Source organism: Pseudomonas corni (genome assembly GCF_057128765.1).
This window is the reverse complement of the sequence record NZ_JBSKHW010000007.1, coordinates 77,342-92,387: the sequence shown is the minus strand read 5'-3', so window position 1 is coordinate 92,387 and position 15,046 is coordinate 77,342. Positions and strand designations below refer to the sequence as shown.

The window sequence follows — 15,046 nt, the reverse complement described above, 5'->3', positions numbered from 1 at the left end:
CTTTTCAAAAGTGAGTGTTCGATGTCGTTGATGGCTATTCAATCGATCCGGTCCGGTCACAGTGAAACACTCTGGGCCGCGTTACGCCGCAGCCCTGCCGCGCTGACCGGCACCGGCATTTTGGTGCTGACCCTGGCCATGGCGCTGACCGCCGGTTATTTCTTTCCCGGCGATCCGTCGGAGATGGTTGCCGAGCCGCTGCTCTGGCCCGGCAGCGACCCGGCCTACCCGCTGGGCACCGATTCACTGGGCCGCAACGTCGCCGCCGGGATTGCCTACGGCGCACGCGCCTCGCTGATGATCGCGCTGTACGGCACGTTGATCAGCGTGGTCATCGGCGTTGTGGTGGGCGCGCTGGCCGGTTATCACGGTGGCCGTCTGGGCGATCTGCTGATGCGCGTCACCGAAGTGTTCCAGACCGTGCCATCGTTTCTGCTGGTGATCGTCATTGTCGCCATCGGCAACCCCACGGTGAACATCATTGCCCTGGCCATCGGCATCTCGTCGTGGCCGACCATTGCGCGGCTGATACGGGCCGAATTTCGCACCCTGCGCGAAGCTGATTTCGTCACCGCTGCACGTAGCCAGGGCTTCAGCAATCGCTCGATCATTCTTCACGAAATCCTGCCCAACGCCTTGGCGCCGCTGGTGGTAACGGCCTCGATTCTCGTGGCCTCGGCGATCCTGATCGAAGCCGGCCTGGCCTTCCTCGGCATGAGCGATCCGAACAAACCGAGTTGGGGCGGCATGATCGGCGCCGGCCGCGAACAGATCGCCAGCGCCTGGTACCTCACTGCCCTGCCGGGTGTGGCGATCATCGCCGTGGTGCTGGCCTTCAACATGCTCGGCGACGGCCTCAACGATGCGCTCAATCCACGCCTGCGCCGGTACATCCCATGAGCCTGCTCGATGTGCGCGGACTGCGCGTAAGTTACGAAGGCGTCGAGGCGGTACAGGGACTGGACTTCACTCTGGAGGCCGGGGAAACCCTGGCACTGGTGGGCGAATCCGGCTGCGGAAAATCCACCACGGCGTTGGCGCTGCTCAGGCTGTTGCCGGGCAATGCGAAGTTGAGCGGCCAGGTGCTGTTCGAAGGCCGTGACCTGTTGCAGCTGTCGCCAAGGCACATGCGCCAGTTACAGGGCAATGCACTGGGCATGGTTTTTCAGGAACCGCTATCGAGCCTGAATCCGGTGCTGACGCTCGGCGAGCAACTGAACGAAACCTTGCTGACCCACACCGATTTGACCCGGCGCCAGGCTTACACGCGCGCCGAAGAGCTGTTCGGTCTGGTGCAGTTGCCGCGCCCCGCCGCCCACCTCAAGGAATACCCGCAGCACCTGTCCGGCGGGCAGCGCCAGCGCGTGATGATCGCCATGGCCATCGCTTGCGAACCGCGCCTGCTGATCGCCGATGAGCCGACCACTGCGCTGGATGTGTGTGTTCAGGCGCAAATCCTCGAACTGCTCGACAGCCTGCGCAAGGAGCTGCGCATGGGCCTGCTGCTGATCACCCACGATCTGGGCGTGGTCAGGCAACAGGCCGATCGGGTGATCATCATGCATGACGGCCAGGCACTGGAGCATCTCCCCACTGCCGAACTGTTCCGCAGCCCGGCGCATCCTTACAGCAAGGGCCTGCTCAACGCTTCGCTGGGGCGTGACCACAGCCAGCATTACCTCGACAACCGCCTGCCCGAAATTCAGGTCACGCGCACGCCGGGTCAGGCCAACAGCTACAAGGTCAGCAGCACCCTGTACCTGCCGGGGAAGGCCCCGCGCCCTTCCAGCCAGCACACGCCGCCGTTGCTGCACGTGGAAAACCTGAGCCTGGGTTATGGCGAAAAGGACGTGCTCAGTGGTTTGTCCTTCGACATCGGTGCGCGGGAGACCGTAGGGTTGGTGGGCGAGTCAGGCTGCGGCAAATCGACCTTGAGCAAGTCGCTGCTGGGCCTGCTGAAACCACGCCAGGGTCATGTCGCATTCAATGGCCGCAACATCGCCAGCTTCAGTCCTGCCGAACAATTGGCATGGCGCGGACAGCTGCAGATGATCTTTCAGGATCCCTATGCCGCGCTCAATCCGCGCCACAGTGTCGAGACCATTCTCGACCGGGTTCAGCGCCTGCACGGCCTGGACGATGCGGGTCAACGAGCCAGGGCGCGGGAAGCCATGCTCGATGCCGTGGGCCTTGCCCGCAACAGCCTCAATCGCCTGCCCCACCAGTTTTCCGGTGGCCAGCGCCAGCGCATCGGCATCGCCCGGGCGCTGATCGTCAAACCGAAACTGGTGATCTGTGACGAGCCGGTTTCGGCGCTCGACGTGTCCACTCAGGCCCAGATTCTTAACCTGCTGGTGGAGCTGCGCGAGGCCTTCGATCTCTCGTACCTGTTCATCTCCCACGACCTTTCGGTGGTGCGCTACTTCTCGGATCGGGTGCTGGTCATGCACGACGCCCGCATCGTCGAACAGGCCACGCCGCAGACCCTCTGGCAGCAACCGCAACATGCTTACACCCAACGCCTGTTGGCTGCGATCCCCGGCAGCCGGCCGGTTTCTCTACCTCTGAGCAGCAGCCTGTCCTTTGCGGTCGCCTGCTAGTTCTGGACTAAAACCAGGAGCCATCTCATGACCCAACGTACTGACACGCTCAAACTCGGCCTCTTCTTGCGAGCCACTGGGCACCACATCGCCGCCTGGCGCGACACAGGCTCCGAAGCCAACGCCGGCACGCGTCTGGATCACTTCGTCGATCTGGCACGCAAGGCCGAAGCAGCTGGCTTCGACACCCTGTTCCTCGCCGACAGCGTTTCCGTGCGCGGAATCGATGCGCCGACCTTCGACCGAGTCATCGCGCCGAGCCTGAGCTTCGAGCCGCTGACGCTGTTGTCGGCTCTGGCCGCCGTGACCTCGCGCATAGGTCTGGTAGCCACGGCCAGCACCAGTTACAGCGAACCGTTCAACCTGGCCCGGCAGTTCGCCTCGCTGGACCAGATCAGCGGCGGCCGCGTTGGCTGGAACCTGGTCACCAGCAGCGACCCGGACGCCGCGAAGAACTTCGGCGGGGCCAGTCAGGGCGCCCAGGCGGCCCACGCCGACCGCTACAGCCGCGCGCGGGAATTCCATGAAGTGGTCGACAAACTGTGGGACAGCTGGGAGGACGACACTCTGCTGCTGGACAAGGAAAGCGGGATATTCCTCGACCGCAACAAGCTGCACGTGGCCGATCACCAGGGCGAGCACTTCCACGTGCGCGGCCCGTTGAATGTATTGCGCTCCCCTCAGGGCAAGCCGGTATTGGTGCAGGCTGGCGCCTCCGATGATGGTCGTGCCTTGGCGGCGGCCACGGCGGAAGCGATTTTCGCTGCGCACCAGAGCCTCGCCGATGCTCAGGCGTTCTACAGCGACATCAAATCCCGCGCTGCGGTGCTGGGGCGCAAACCCGAGCACATCAAGATCCTGCCGGGGGTGACGATCTTTACCGCGCCGACTTCGGCCGAGGCCCACGCCAAACATCAGCGCCTGCAGGATCTGGTGCACCCGCAAGTGGGCCTGAGCCTGCTCTCGGGCTTGCTCGGCGGGGTCGATCTGTCTCACCTGCCACTGGACGGCCCGCTGCCGCAGGACCTGCCTGCCACCAACGCCTCGAAAAGCCGTCAGCAACTGATCCTGCAACTGGCCGCCGAAGGCCTGACCATCCGCCAGCTGTACCTGCGTCTGGCTGGCGCACGGGGGCACTGGACGCTGGTGGGTTCCCCGGAAGAAGTGGTCGATCAGTTGCAAGCGTGGTTCGAAGGCTACGGCGCCGATGGCTTCAACATCCTGCCGCCGACTTACCCCGAAGGCCTCGACGATTTCATCGCGCTGATCCTGCCGGAGCTGAAACGTCGCGGCTTGGTGCCTGCCGATGGCCCCACCGGCAAGACCCTGCGCGAGCGACTCGGGCTGCCTTATCCGCAGCACCCGGCGACGCTCAAGCGGGAGCTTTCAGTCGCCGTTTGAAAAAGAGCCACTCGAGTGACTGACATACGGCAGACGCCAATCCCGGCGTCCGTCGACTTCTTGCCCCACCGCACCGACTGCAAAGAGAAAACCGCCATGACCCATCAAATCAACGCCGCATGGGGTGCAGGCCCCGGCCCTGCCTACGAACAACTGGCCGAGCGCTTCCGGCCCCTGTTCGCCCGGCTGCGTGAAGGCGCCATCGACCGCGAGCTGCAACGCCGCCTGCCGGTGGAAGAAATCCAGCAGCTCAAGGCCGCAGGCTTCACCGCCCTCCGCGTGCCCAAGGCCTACGGCGGGTCTGGGGTGAGCATTCCCGAGCTGACCAACCTGCTGATCGAGCTGGGCGAAGCCGATTCCAATCTCGTGCAGGCACTGCGCGGCCATCTGGGCTTCACCGAAAGCGTGCTCAGCAGCCCCAACGAGGAACGCCGCACTCTGTGGCTGGAACGACTCGGCCGGGGTGAAACGGTCGGCCCTGCTACGGGCGAAATCGGCCAGACGACCCAGGCGCAACTGAACTCGCGGCTGTACCTGGACGGCGAGCAATGGCGCATCGATGGGACCAAGTTCTACACCACCGGCAGTCTGTACAGCGACTGGATCGACGTTGCCGTCAGCGATCACGATGGCAAGCGCGTGTTCGTCACCGTACGTCGTGAGTCCGAAGGTGTTGAGGTGGTCGATGACTGGAGCGGCTTCGGCCAGACCCTCACCGCCAGCGGCACGGCGCATTTCCGGGCCGTTGTGGTGGACCCGCGCAACATCGTCAGCAACGAGGAGCGCTTCCAGTACTCGCCAGCGTTTTTCCAGATCATCCACCTCGCCAATCTGGCCGGCATCGGCCGCGCCCTGAGCGGTGAAGTGGCAGACGCCGTGGCCAGGCGCACCCGCAGTTTCAGCAACGGCAACGCGCCTCGGGTCGCTCAGGACCCGCAGGTGCTGCAAGTGGTCGGCAGTCTGCGCGCGGCGGCCTACAGCGCTGGCGCCATCGTGCTGAAGAACGCCGAGGCTATCCAGCGTGCCTATGAAGCGGGCCTGACCGGCGACCCCGACGCGCTGAAGCAGGCGGTCGATATCGCCGAACTGGAAATCGCCCAGTCGCAAACCATCGTCAGCGATCTGATCATCGACGCCAGCTCCAGGGCCTTTGATGCCGTCAGCGCCTCGGCGACATTAAGATTGAACGGTCTGGACCGATTCTGGCGCAATGCGCGCACTTTGGCTTCGCATAACCCCCGCATCTACAAGGACCGCATCGTCGGCGACTTCGCGGTCAATGGCACCCCACCGCCAGCGCAATGGAAAATCGGCATCGCCTGATTTTTAAAGCGCAACTTAGAAAAAGCCGACGTCTGTCGGCTTTTTCCGTTTCACAATCATTATCGTATCTGAACGGCAGTTTTGGCTCGAAAGCGGTCAGACTGCGCGCGGGTTGCCATGTTAAGGCGAGATCAAAGTGGCATCCCCATCTCAAAAGCACGCGTCTCGAAGCCCATCTCTTCATACAACCGAACGGCAGGGGCATTGAAAGTCCACACGGCTAATCTGATGTCTTGAGCACCTTGTTGAGTCCCCCACTGTTGAACCAAATTCACCAGCTTGCGACCGATACCGTTGCCCCAAAAGCGCTCCGCTACACATACCGAGCCAATTCGAACGAATTTCATCGGCTGCATGAGTGGACCGCTGCCTGACGATAGGCTGGCCGTGATAAACCCCGCAGCTATCCCATCGACATGGGCGATGAAGACAATCTGCCCCGGTCCCTCGAAGAAGCTCATCCAATGAGGAGCATCCCGAGAGAAATCATGGCTCGCAGCGGTATAGATTTCGGGCCGTGCGGCATGGTGGATCGCGTTGAGCAACTGACCCAACTCACAAATGGCAGGCACATCAACTGCGGTGGCATGACGACAAGTGATCGATTTATCCATTCTCTGAAACGCTCCTGGTTACGATAATGCAGACAACTCTGCTGCTGCGCGGTGAGCCAATCTCAATACCTTTCCCATCATCAAAGTCCTATGCGGTTGTCATGCTTTGCATGTTGTGTACCGCCCGAGCATTCTCAGTCTGATTGGCCCTTCGATTGCTTGTATGCGAGATACCAAGCAGACAGGGAGATACAACATGCAAGAATGGATCACGAATGAGCACGTAGACGCAAACGTCCTGCAAGCGATCAGAAGCGGTGTGATCGATACAGGCCGTGAATTGGCCCGGACTCATGGAGGGTACGCTCAACCTATTGCATGCGCCGTTACCGAGGACTCGGCTTTGATCGGAGGCGCCACAGGCCGCACGGAGTTCAATCGTCTGTTCATCGACTATCTATGGACCGACCCACAGTGGCGTCTCCGTGGGCTGGCAGCCGAGGCATTGCACAAGATAGAGGCACTTGCCGCCCAACGAGGTTGCAGAGACGCCATCATTGAGACCTTGGATGACGACATCGCCAAGTGGTATCAACGGGCGGGCTATGTACCGATCGCGCAAGTGCCTGGCTACTGTGGTCCGTGGAGCCGACATACACTGATGAAATCACTCACCTCCCCAAACCCGATGGCATCGGTATAGATCATTCAAGATGACGCGCAATCCAGATACCTTCATGGCACTACAACGCTGGACAAGGCAGCACCTTGCGGGGGATCCAGCCCGAATGCGGATTCTCAGGCACGTTCGTGCGCTGAATGCTCCGGACTGCTGGGTGGCGGCAGGTTTCGTACGCAGCTTGGCGTGGGACAGACTTCACCAGCGGGCATATTCCCCCACTGCCTGACGACATTGACGTCATCTGGTAAGACGCTGAACAGGCTGAATGTCCGCTATCGGCCAAAAAGCGGTCGTTTAACCCTGCTCTGATATGCTTCCATCCGTTTCAGAAATCCGTTGATTCCTCCAGCCCGCCACCGTGCGGGCCAAGCCCGTAAGAGAGGGACGTTTCTTGCTCCTCAAGGACGAGTCTGAAATGTATGAAAGCTGATATTAGCGATGCTCCAGAGCGAGTCATTCGAAGACATCACAAGCATGGGGTTTTCTCCCTGGTTGTCTGTCTGATCCTCGGAAGCACAGCCGCGATAGGTACACTCCAGGCGATAAACCGAGCCTCAAGCATTGACGCAGCACACAAACATGCGATGAGCCCGAACGGCGTAGAAGGTGAACTGATACGCAACAGTGGAATGGCGCCGATGCAAGATCTAGCTGGCTCGCAGACTCAAGCATCATCGGACATACATCCATCAGCCAACGCAGTTCGGCAAAACGTCTTCAATGATCAGAACTTCATTGCCAGAGGTGCTGACAACGTACTTACCTTTCCCGCCAGGTCTGATCCTCCTGCACGAAAGGAGCGTTATAAGCCGATAAAGCTAACGATCGTCGGGCAACCGCCTCGTATGAAAGAGCAAGCGTGCCGGACTTTGAAGCAGGGCAGTATCGAATCCCGAAACTGTCGTGCCTGGATCGGCCTCAGGCATCGAAATTAGTCGTTGTCCGTTTTGGAACGCTAGCCGCCAGTAACCTGCGAAGCCCTCAAACGACAGGCTTCGATTGAACGCTCAGGCTACTTATGACCTGCCATTCCTGCCTCGCACTACGCTCTCGACACTCCCGGTATTTCCATATTTATCTTGCGCCAGAACGCTTCAGAGAAGCTGTAAACCGAGAATGCAATCAACCCGAAGGCCATTACCATTAAAGCCAGCCATCCACCCGGTAGATTCTGGAGTGCATCAAGGGCTTCTTTCATACCGGGCGGGTCCATGGCTTGATAGGCAGAGCCGCTAACAACCAACAGTAATGCAATCTCTATAAAAACGATGCCACGGGCAATCAGGCCAAACCGGGACACCGGGCGCACGTACCGCATGACGTCTTCGTCGGCCTCGAAATACTTCTCAAACGACGCCTTCCATCCCTTGATGATGTGAGCGATTCCAACACCAAGCGGAATGAGCGCGATCAGGTACACCAATAAGTTGGAATGCTCCCAGGACAACAGATGCGCCAGCCAATCTTTGGTTTGCCCACCTGAACTACTGGAGCTACCCATTCCGCTCATGAGTAGGCCTAACGCAAAAAATGCCAGCGCACCATTAACCACACCTCCCGCGAACAGACCGGTGCGAATTATCAGTCCTTTTAAATTCTTGCCGTGATGGTCGACATCACGCGTGGCTTGCAGCACACGCCAAGCTGCAAATACGAGCAGACCCGCCACCACCAGTCCCACTAAAAAATAGCCAAACGGCTGGGCTAATAAGGCTTCCAGGCTTTTGTGGCTGTCTTTTGCTTTTGTCGAATCCTTTGCCGCGAGCAATGCGAAGACACCGATGATCAGGTAAAGCACGCCTCGCGCGGCGTACCCTCCGCGTGCAAGGACAACAAGGCTGTGGTGCGCTGACATGAATGCTTTCCCGAAAGTAATACAGGAACAGACTCGTCTGACAGGCAGGGGTTCTATCAGCAAGCCCAAGACTGCAAGAGTCTTTGGAATGCGCGGGTTAATCGCCTTCCTCTGCCTTCTCTCGCTGGACGTATCAGCCCAATTGCGCGGCGCTCACCATGGCCCTCAGCAATACCGCGCATCCGGCTGCCAGATCTGCCGGGGTGGCATTTTCGATTTCGTTGTGGCTGATGCCGCCTTCGCACGGTACGAAAATCATGCCGGCTGGCCCCAGTTCAGCGATGAAAATCGCGTCGTGTCCCGCACCGCTGACGATGTCCATGTGGCTCAGGCCTAAACGCTGTGCGCCCTCGCGCACGGCATTGACACAGTCGCTGGCAAAGTCCAGCGGTGGGAAATCCGCAGTGGGCGTCAGTTCGTAAGTCAGGCCATTGTCGGCACACGCCTGTTCGATGGCCTGGCGCAGATCGTCGACCATCGCCTGCAATTTATCGCTGTGCAGATGCCGGAAATCGATGGTCATTTTCACCTCGCCCGGGATCACATTGCGCGAGCCGGGATGCACGCTCAGGCAACCCACCGTGCCGCAGGCATGGGGCTGACTGGCATGAGCGATCTGATTGACGGCGGTCACCACGCGGGCGGCGCCAACCAGCGCGTCCTTGCGCAGAGACATGGGCGTGGGGCCGGCGTGGGCTTCGACACCGCTCAGGGTCAGGTCGAACCACTTCTGGCCCAGACAGCCCATGACGACGCCGATGGTCTTGCGTTGGTCCTCAAGAATCGGCCCCTGCTCGATGTGCGCTTCGAAATAAGCGCCTACGGGGTGACCCAGAACCGCGCGACTTCCGGCGTAACCGATGCGTTGCAATTCTTCACCTACGACCAGGCCTTGCTCGTCCTGTTTCGCCAGGGTTTCGTCCAGATCGAGCTTACCGGCGAACACCCCCGAGCCCATCATGCACGGCGGGAAACGTGAGCCTTCTTCATTGGTCCACACCACGACCTCCACCGACGCCTCGGTTTCTACGCCGAGATCGTTCAAGGTGCGGATCACTTCAAGCCCGGCCATGACCCCAAAGCAACCGTCGAACTTGCCGCCCGTAGGCTGCGTGTCGATGTGGCTGCCGGTCATGACCGGTGCTTTGAGCGGGTCCTTGCCGGGCCTGCGGGCGAAGATATTGCCGATGGCGTCCACGCTCACGGTACACCCGGCCTCCTTGCACCATTTCACGAACAAGTCGCGGGCCTGGCGGTCCAGGTCGGTCAACGCCAGACGGCACACGCCGCCTTTGGCCGTTGCGCCCAGTTGCGCCAGATCCATCAGCGATTGCCACAGGCGCTCGCTGTTGATCAGGGGTGCGCTGGAGGTGAAAAGGTCAGGATCGATTCGGGTATTCATGATGATCTCCCATCAGCTCAAAACAATGTTCCATCGGGTTCAGGCCGCGTGGTGCCCAGCAATCTGCACAGCGAGCCGGACCAGACTCAGGTCACTGCCACGCGGCCCCATCAGCGAAATGCCGAGCGGTGCGCCGTCCTTGTTGACCAGCGGCATGGTCAGTTGCGGTGTGCGGCACAGCACGGAGATCGCCAGCAGGTGATGGGAGATCTGCCGGGTCTGTTCGATTTCTTCGTCTTTGGCGCTCAGCAATGGCGCGATGTCCGGGACTGTCGGCATGACCAACACGCGGTCCCCCAACAGTTCGTTCCAGGCCGCTGCAAAACGCTCACGCAACCCGCAAGCGTCGTTGTATTGGTCGTCGGTGACGGCTTTGGACCAAGCGAAACGCGCGGCCACGTCGGGGCCCAGGCACAAGCCGTTCTGCTCGATGAAATCACCTTGAGCCTGCCAGGCTTCGCGGCCCTGTATGTAGCGAAACGCCCAGTAGGCATCGGTCAGCGAGGGCAACTCGCCTTGCAGTTTTGCCGTGGGCCCGCACCAAGACTGGATCTGCGCCATGGCCGGTGCCAAAGCCGTCAGAGACTCGGCGGGCAGCATCGCAAACAACGCGTCACTGATCACCAGCTCAGGCGTGTCCGACAAGGGCGCAGTGTCGGCCCCTAACAGGCACTCCCCCACCAGACCGAACAGCGTGGCATCCCGGGTGAAAAACCCTGCAGTGTCCATGCTTTCGCACAGCGCCTGGGTGTTTTGCAACGAAATACGGCCATGGCTCGGACGCAGCCCAAACAGCCCGCAATAACTGGCAGGCGTGCGCACCGATCCGCCGGTGTCGCTGCCCATGGCGAAGTCGCACACATAGTTGGAGACGGCAGACGCAGAACCCGAGGATGAGCCACCGGGAATCCGGTCGTGGGCAGCACCGTTGCGCGGCGTGCCGTAGTGAGCGTTTTTGCCGCTCATGGAAAACGCCATCTCATTGGTGTGGGCCTTGCCGATCAGTTCGGCGCCCGCATCGAGCAAGCGCTGGATCGTCGGCGCGGTGGTGGTTTTGATCCCGGACATGGCCAGGACATGAGGATTTCCGCCCCCGGTCGGGTAACCGGCGACGTCAAAAAGATCTTTGGCCGCAAAGGTGTAACCGGCCAGCGGGCCGCTGGCGGCATGGGGCACATCGACAGAGGGGTAAGGCATCAAAGCAAAGGCAGAATCGCTCATGACAAAGGCTCACAAAGGGGTTGAACAGAGGCCTCATTCCAGTGATGACAGCTCACGGAATGGTCGGGAATGACGTCTTCGATGGCGGGGACCACGCTGCGGCAGATATCGCTGGCGCGCGGACAACGGGGTGCGAAGGCGCAACCGTCCGGCAGGTTGGCGAGGTCCGGCGGCGCACCGGGAATGCTGATCAATCGCTCGCCCTTGCGCAGGCCATCCTTGGGCCGGGTGCCCAGCAGCACGCGAGTGTATGGATGCTGCGGGTTGTCCAGCAGCTCGGCCAGCGGCGCCTGTTCGACAATGCGCCCGCCGTACATCACCGCCACTCGATCGGCGACTTCCACCGCCGCGCCGATGTCATGGGTTACGAAAATGATCGACAGCCCGAGCGCCTGTTGCAGTTCGCGCAGCAGGATCAGAATCTGGATCTGCACCGTGGCGTCCAGCGCCGTGGTGGGTTCATCCGCCAGCAGGATTTGCGGCTGACACGCCAGCGCCAGGGCGATCATTGCCCGCTGACGCATCCCGCCGGACATTTCGTGCGGGTACGCATCCAGCCGTTGCTCGGGGCTGGGAATGCGCACGCTGCGCAACGCCTCCAGCGCCGCCGCCCTCGCCTGGGCCTTGGACATCGGGCGATGGCGACGCAGCGCTTCCACAATCTGCTGGCCGATGGTGTAAACCGGGTCCAGGGCAAGCAGCGGCTCCTGGAAAATCATCGCCGCCACCGGACCGCGCAACGCTTGCAACTGCGTGCGCGACAGGGCCATGAGGTCTTGCCCGGCAATTTCGATCTGGCCTTCGATCTGGGTGGAACGCTCGGAATGCAGGCGCATCAGGGCGCGCAAGGTCACGCTCTTGCCGGAACCTGATTCGCCGATCAACGCCAGCACTTCACCCCGGGCGACCGACAGGCTGACGCCGTTGACCGCCGACAGGGTTTGCCCGCCGCGTTTGAAACGCACCTTCAGGTCGCGCACGGCAACCATGGTTTGTGGATTCATGCCAGGGCTCCCGTGTGGATCAGTTGCGCCGAAGGACTTTGGCTGTGCCCTGCCCCCGGCTGCACCATCAGGCACGCCGCAAAATGCTCGGCGCCGGTCATGGTCAACTGCGGCGCGGTTTGCGCGCACACCGCTTCGGCGTGAGGGCAACGGGTGTGAAAACGGCAACCCGATGGCGGATTGATCGGGCTGGGCGGATCGCCAGAAAGCGGCGAAACCAAGGTGCGATGGGCCGGGTCCATGGACGGCATGGAGGTCAGCAGCGCCTGGGTGTACGGGTGCCGGGCTTCGGAAAACAGCGCTTCGGCCGGGCCGACTTCGACGATTTCACCCAAGTACATGACCATGATCCGGTCGGACAGATAGCGCACCACGTGCAGGTCATGGCTGATGAACACGTACGTCAGATTCAGGTTGTCCTTGAGGTCCAGCAGCAGGTTCAGCACCTGGGCTTCCACCGATTTATCCAGCGCCGAAACCGCCTCGTCGAGGATCACCAGACGCGGGTCCACGGCCAGGGCGCGGGCGATGTTCACCCGTTGACGCTGCCCGCCGGACAATTCGTGGGCATAGCGCCCGGCGAATCGTGTCGGCTCCAGCCCCACTCGCCCGAGCAGGTCCCGGGCGCGTTGCAGGGATTCACGCTGGCTGACGCCATGCACTGAAGGGCCAAACGCAACCGATTGCTCCATGGTCAGGCGCGGATTTAGAGACGAGTAGCTGTCCTGAAACACCATCTGCACCTGACGCCGGTACGTACGCAGCGGCAGTTGATGACCGCCCACGGTCATGGCGTCGAACACCAGTTCGCCGCTGTCATGCTCGATCAGTTGCATCAGCAACCGTGCGGTGGTGGATTTCCCGCAGCCCGACTCCCCCACTACGCCCAGTGTTTCGCCCTTGTGCACCACGAAGTCGATGCCGTCCACGGCACGGACCACGGCGCGTTTACCCAGAGTGCCCTTGACCGGGAAGTGCTTGACCAGTTTTTCCACCTTCATCAGTGGCTGCGCTGGACCGCCAATATCGCGCGTGGTCATCGTCAGCTCCTTATCGCCATGGCCGCTCGCAAGCGGTCGGCAAGCACGTTGAAAGAGATCGAGGTGATGAAAATCATCGCCCCTGGCAACGCCGACACCAGCGGCTGGGTATAGATGGCGGTGCGCAGGGTATTGAGCATCAAGCCCCACTCCGGCTCAGGTGGCGTGACGCCCAGGCCAAGAAACGACAGGCCGGACGCGAGGATCATCGACACCGAAATCAGGCCGGTGGTAAAGACAAAGATTGGCCCCAGCACGTTGCCCAGCACCTGGGTGCGAATGATGGTGAACGACCCGGCGCCCGACGCCCGCGCCGCTTCGATGTAATCGCGGTTGCGCACCTGAGTGGTGACGCTCTCGGCAATGCGTGCCACTTGCGGGACGAACACCAGCGTCAGCGAGATCAGTGCGTTGTTCACGCCTGCACCCAGGGCGCCCGAAAACGCGATCGCCAGCAGCACCGAAGGAAACGCATAAAACACGTCCACGGTGCGCATGATCAGGCTGTTCAACCAGCCGCCGAAGTACCCGGCGATCACACCAATGGCGCCGCCGATGAAAAAGGCGAAGATCACTGGCGTGATGCCCATGAACAGCGACAACCGCGCCCCCAGCATCAGACGAGAGAGCAAGTCACGGCCCAGCTCATCGGTGCCCAGCGGAAAGCCTTCGGTGCCGATAGGTTTCAGGCGCTTGAACATCGAGGTGGTGAACGGATCGCCCGGCACGATCCACGGGCCGAAGATCGCGAGGATCAGCAGCGCGAGAATCACTGCGGCAACCAGTAGCGCAACAGGATCACGGCGGACCCGGCCGAAAACCTCTCTCCAGTAACCCGGCGAACTTTCCACCGGTGTGATGACCGGCGTGGCCGGTCGCAACATCGACAGGTTCATGCTCAGCCCCTTTTGATACGTGGATCGAGCAGCGTCTGCAGGATGTCCACCAGCAGATTGAGCGCGACGAAAAACAAGGCCAAGACCCAAATCGTGCCCTGCAACAGAGGCAGGTCACGCTGAAAAATCGCTGAATTGAGCAACAGCCCGGTGCCGGGCCAGGCGAACACGGTTTCCACCAGAATCGAGCCGCCCATGAGGTAGCCGATCTGCAAGCCCATGACCGCCATGGCCGTGGGGGCGGCATTTTTGACCACATGCTTGAACAAGCCCCACTCACCCAGCCCTTTGGCGCGCAGGCCGATGATGAATTCCTGGGAGAGGGTTTCCGCTACCTGAGCGCGGACCGTGCGGGCGATGATGCCGGTGGGGATCACCGACAAGGTAATAGCCGGCAGGATCATGAATTGAAAATGCGCCCAGTCCCATGCCCACGCCGACTGACCCATGGGTCCGCCACCGGTGGCCGGCAGCCAGCCCAATTGCGAGGAGAAGACGATGACCATCAGCATCCCCAGCCAGTAATGGGGCACGCTGACGCCAATGGCGGAAATGGCCGACGCAATCTTGTCCAGCCAACTGTCCTGAAAATAGCCGCCGACGAACCCGAACAGGCTGCCAAGCACAAAGCCAAACAACGTCGCCAGAACCGCCAGACGCAATGAAAAGCTCACGGCGTTCAGCACTTCGCTGGTGACCGGGCGGCCGCTTGCGATCGACATGCCGAGGTCGCCGTGCACGGCGTGCCAGATCCACAGACCAAATTGCACCGGCAGCGGTTTGTCGAAGCCGTAGGCCTGAACCAGTTGTTCGCGCAGGGCTTCGGAAGCGTCCGGCGGCATCACCGACACCAGCGGATCACCGGGCGCCATGTGCACGAGCATGAAGCACACCAGCGCTACACCCAGCAGAATCGGGGTCGCCAACAGAATGCGGCGAAAGATATAGGCGAGCATCGGTTTTCCTCACTCGGGTGAATCACAAAAATGGCAAACATCGGTCTTGTAGGAGCGCGCTTGCCCGCGATGGCGTTACGTCAGACGACACATGCAGCGTCTGACCCAATGC

General features: G+C 61.2%; 13 protein-coding genes and 1 pseudogene. 6 read left to right on the top strand and 8 right to left on the bottom strand.

Features of this window, described 5'->3' with window-relative positions; all coding sequences use genetic code 11:
- Positions 1-21 precede the first annotated feature (21 nt).
- The 4 genes from ACWKV9_RS12865 to ACWKV9_RS12850 all read left to right on the top strand — a co-directional run bounded on the left by ACWKV9_RS12865 (position 22) and on the right by ACWKV9_RS12850 (position 5,324).
- Positions 22-900 (top strand): ABC transporter permease, encoded by an 879-nt coding sequence (locus tag ACWKV9_RS12865; protein WP_483836492.1) that lies wholly within the window; start codon positions 22-24, stop codon positions 898-900.
- Positions 897-2,600, top strand: coding sequence for a dipeptide ABC transporter ATP-binding protein (locus ACWKV9_RS12860; protein ID WP_483836491.1), 1,704 nt, complete (start codon positions 897-899; stop codon positions 2,598-2,600). The genes ACWKV9_RS12865 and ACWKV9_RS12860 overlap by 4 nt, the downstream gene beginning before the upstream one ends.
- Before the next feature lie 27 nt (positions 2,601-2,627).
- Positions 2,628-4,001: an LLM class flavin-dependent oxidoreductase gene (locus tag ACWKV9_RS12855; RefSeq protein WP_483836490.1), complete on the top strand. Its 1,374-nt coding sequence runs from the start codon at positions 2,628-2,630 to the stop codon at positions 3,999-4,001.
- Between the two features lie 96 nt (positions 4,002-4,097).
- On the top strand, positions 4,098-5,324 hold the full coding sequence (locus ACWKV9_RS12850; RefSeq protein WP_483836646.1) for an acyl-CoA dehydrogenase family protein: 1,227 nt from the start codon (positions 4,098-4,100) through the stop codon (positions 5,322-5,324).
- A gap of 131 nt (positions 5,325-5,455) precedes the next feature.
- On the opposite strand, the gene ACWKV9_RS12845 is transcribed toward ACWKV9_RS12850, so the two are convergent.
- On the bottom strand, positions 5,456-5,938 hold the full coding sequence (locus ACWKV9_RS12845; RefSeq protein WP_483836489.1) for an N-acetyltransferase family protein: 483 nt from the start codon (positions 5,936-5,938) through the stop codon (positions 5,456-5,458).
- 196 nt (positions 5,939-6,134) lie between these two features.
- Here ACWKV9_RS12845 and ACWKV9_RS12840 point away from each other — a divergent pair, with 196 nt between their 5' ends.
- Positions 6,135-6,581, top strand: coding sequence for a GNAT family N-acetyltransferase (locus tag ACWKV9_RS12840; RefSeq protein ID WP_483836488.1), 447 nt, complete (start codon positions 6,135-6,137; stop codon positions 6,579-6,581).
- A 34-nt stretch (positions 6,582-6,615) separates the two neighbouring features.
- Positions 6,616-6,805 (top strand): annotated as a pseudogene (locus tag ACWKV9_RS12835) (nucleotidyltransferase family protein); the annotation flags it as partial.
- Between the two features lie 797 nt (positions 6,806-7,602).
- Here ACWKV9_RS12835 and ACWKV9_RS12830 read toward each other — a convergent pair.
- From ACWKV9_RS12830 to ACWKV9_RS12800, 7 genes are all read right to left on the bottom strand, one after another.
- On the bottom strand, positions 7,603-8,415 hold the full coding sequence (locus ACWKV9_RS12830; RefSeq protein WP_483836487.1) for a DUF1206 domain-containing protein: 813 nt from the start codon (positions 8,413-8,415) through the stop codon (positions 7,603-7,605).
- A 133-nt stretch (positions 8,416-8,548) separates the two neighbouring features.
- On the bottom strand, positions 8,549-9,817 hold the full coding sequence (locus tag ACWKV9_RS12825) for a Zn-dependent hydrolase (RefSeq protein WP_483836486.1): 1,269 nt from the start codon (positions 9,815-9,817) through the stop codon (positions 8,549-8,551).
- A 39-nt stretch (positions 9,818-9,856) separates the two neighbouring features.
- Positions 9,857-11,038: an amidase gene (locus ACWKV9_RS12820; RefSeq protein ID WP_483836485.1), complete on the bottom strand. Its 1,182-nt coding sequence runs from the start codon at positions 11,036-11,038 to the stop codon at positions 9,857-9,859.
- Positions 11,035-12,042 (bottom strand): ABC transporter ATP-binding protein, encoded by a 1,008-nt coding sequence (locus ACWKV9_RS12815; RefSeq protein ID WP_483836484.1) that lies wholly within the window; start codon positions 12,040-12,042, stop codon positions 11,035-11,037. Before ACWKV9_RS12815 ends, ACWKV9_RS12820 begins: the two co-directional genes overlap by 4 nt.
- A complete protein-coding gene (locus ACWKV9_RS12810) occupies positions 12,039-13,082 on the bottom strand; it encodes an ABC transporter ATP-binding protein (RefSeq protein WP_483836483.1) in 1,044 nt (347 codons plus the stop codon). Before ACWKV9_RS12810 ends, ACWKV9_RS12815 begins: the two co-directional genes overlap by 4 nt.
- Positions 13,083-13,084: 2 nt before the next feature.
- On the bottom strand, positions 13,085-13,978 hold the full coding sequence (locus tag ACWKV9_RS12805) for an ABC transporter permease (protein ID WP_483836482.1): 894 nt from the start codon (positions 13,976-13,978) through the stop codon (positions 13,085-13,087).
- A gap of 2 nt (positions 13,979-13,980) precedes the next feature.
- Positions 13,981-14,934, bottom strand: coding sequence for an ABC transporter permease (locus ACWKV9_RS12800; RefSeq protein WP_483836481.1), 954 nt, complete (start codon positions 14,932-14,934; stop codon positions 13,981-13,983).
- Between the last annotated feature and the right edge of the window lie 112 nt (positions 14,935-15,046).

Excerpts from the sequence above, each read along its gene's own strand:
- ACWKV9_RS12865 (WP_483836492.1), top strand. The coding sequence starts at position 22 with ATGTCGTTGATGGCTATTCAATCGATCCGGTCCGGTCACAGTGAAACA.
- ACWKV9_RS12860 (WP_483836491.1), top strand. The coding sequence starts at position 897 with ATGAGCCTGCTCGATGTGCGCGGACTGCGCGTAAGTTACGAAGGCGTC.
- ACWKV9_RS12855 (WP_483836490.1), top strand. The coding sequence starts at position 2,628 with ATGACCCAACGTACTGACACGCTCAAACTCGGCCTCTTCTTGCGAGCC.
- ACWKV9_RS12850 (WP_483836646.1), top strand. The coding sequence starts at position 4,098 with ATGACCCATCAAATCAACGCCGCATGGGGTGCAGGCCCCGGCCCTGCC.
- ACWKV9_RS12845 (WP_483836489.1), bottom strand. The coding sequence starts at position 5,938 with ATGGATAAATCGATCACTTGTCGTCATGCCACCGCAGTTGATGTGCCT.
- ACWKV9_RS12840 (WP_483836488.1), top strand. The coding sequence starts at position 6,135 with ATGCAAGAATGGATCACGAATGAGCACGTAGACGCAAACGTCCTGCAA.
- ACWKV9_RS12830 (WP_483836487.1), bottom strand. The coding sequence starts at position 8,415 with ATGTCAGCGCACCACAGCCTTGTTGTCCTTGCACGCGGAGGGTACGCC.
- ACWKV9_RS12825 (WP_483836486.1), bottom strand. The coding sequence starts at position 9,817 with ATGAATACCCGAATCGATCCTGACCTTTTCACCTCCAGCGCACCCCTG.
- ACWKV9_RS12820 (WP_483836485.1), bottom strand. The coding sequence starts at position 11,038 with ATGAGCGATTCTGCCTTTGCTTTGATGCCTTACCCCTCTGTCGATGTG.
- ACWKV9_RS12815 (WP_483836484.1), bottom strand. The coding sequence starts at position 12,042 with ATGAATCCACAAACCATGGTTGCCGTGCGCGACCTGAAGGTGCGTTTC.
- ACWKV9_RS12810 (WP_483836483.1), bottom strand. The coding sequence starts at position 13,082 with ATGACCACGCGCGATATTGGCGGTCCAGCGCAGCCACTGATGAAGGTG.
- ACWKV9_RS12805 (WP_483836482.1), bottom strand. The coding sequence starts at position 13,978 with ATGAACCTGTCGATGTTGCGACCGGCCACGCCGGTCATCACACCGGTG.
- ACWKV9_RS12800 (WP_483836481.1), bottom strand. The coding sequence starts at position 14,934 with ATGCTCGCCTATATCTTTCGCCGCATTCTGTTGGCGACCCCGATTCTG.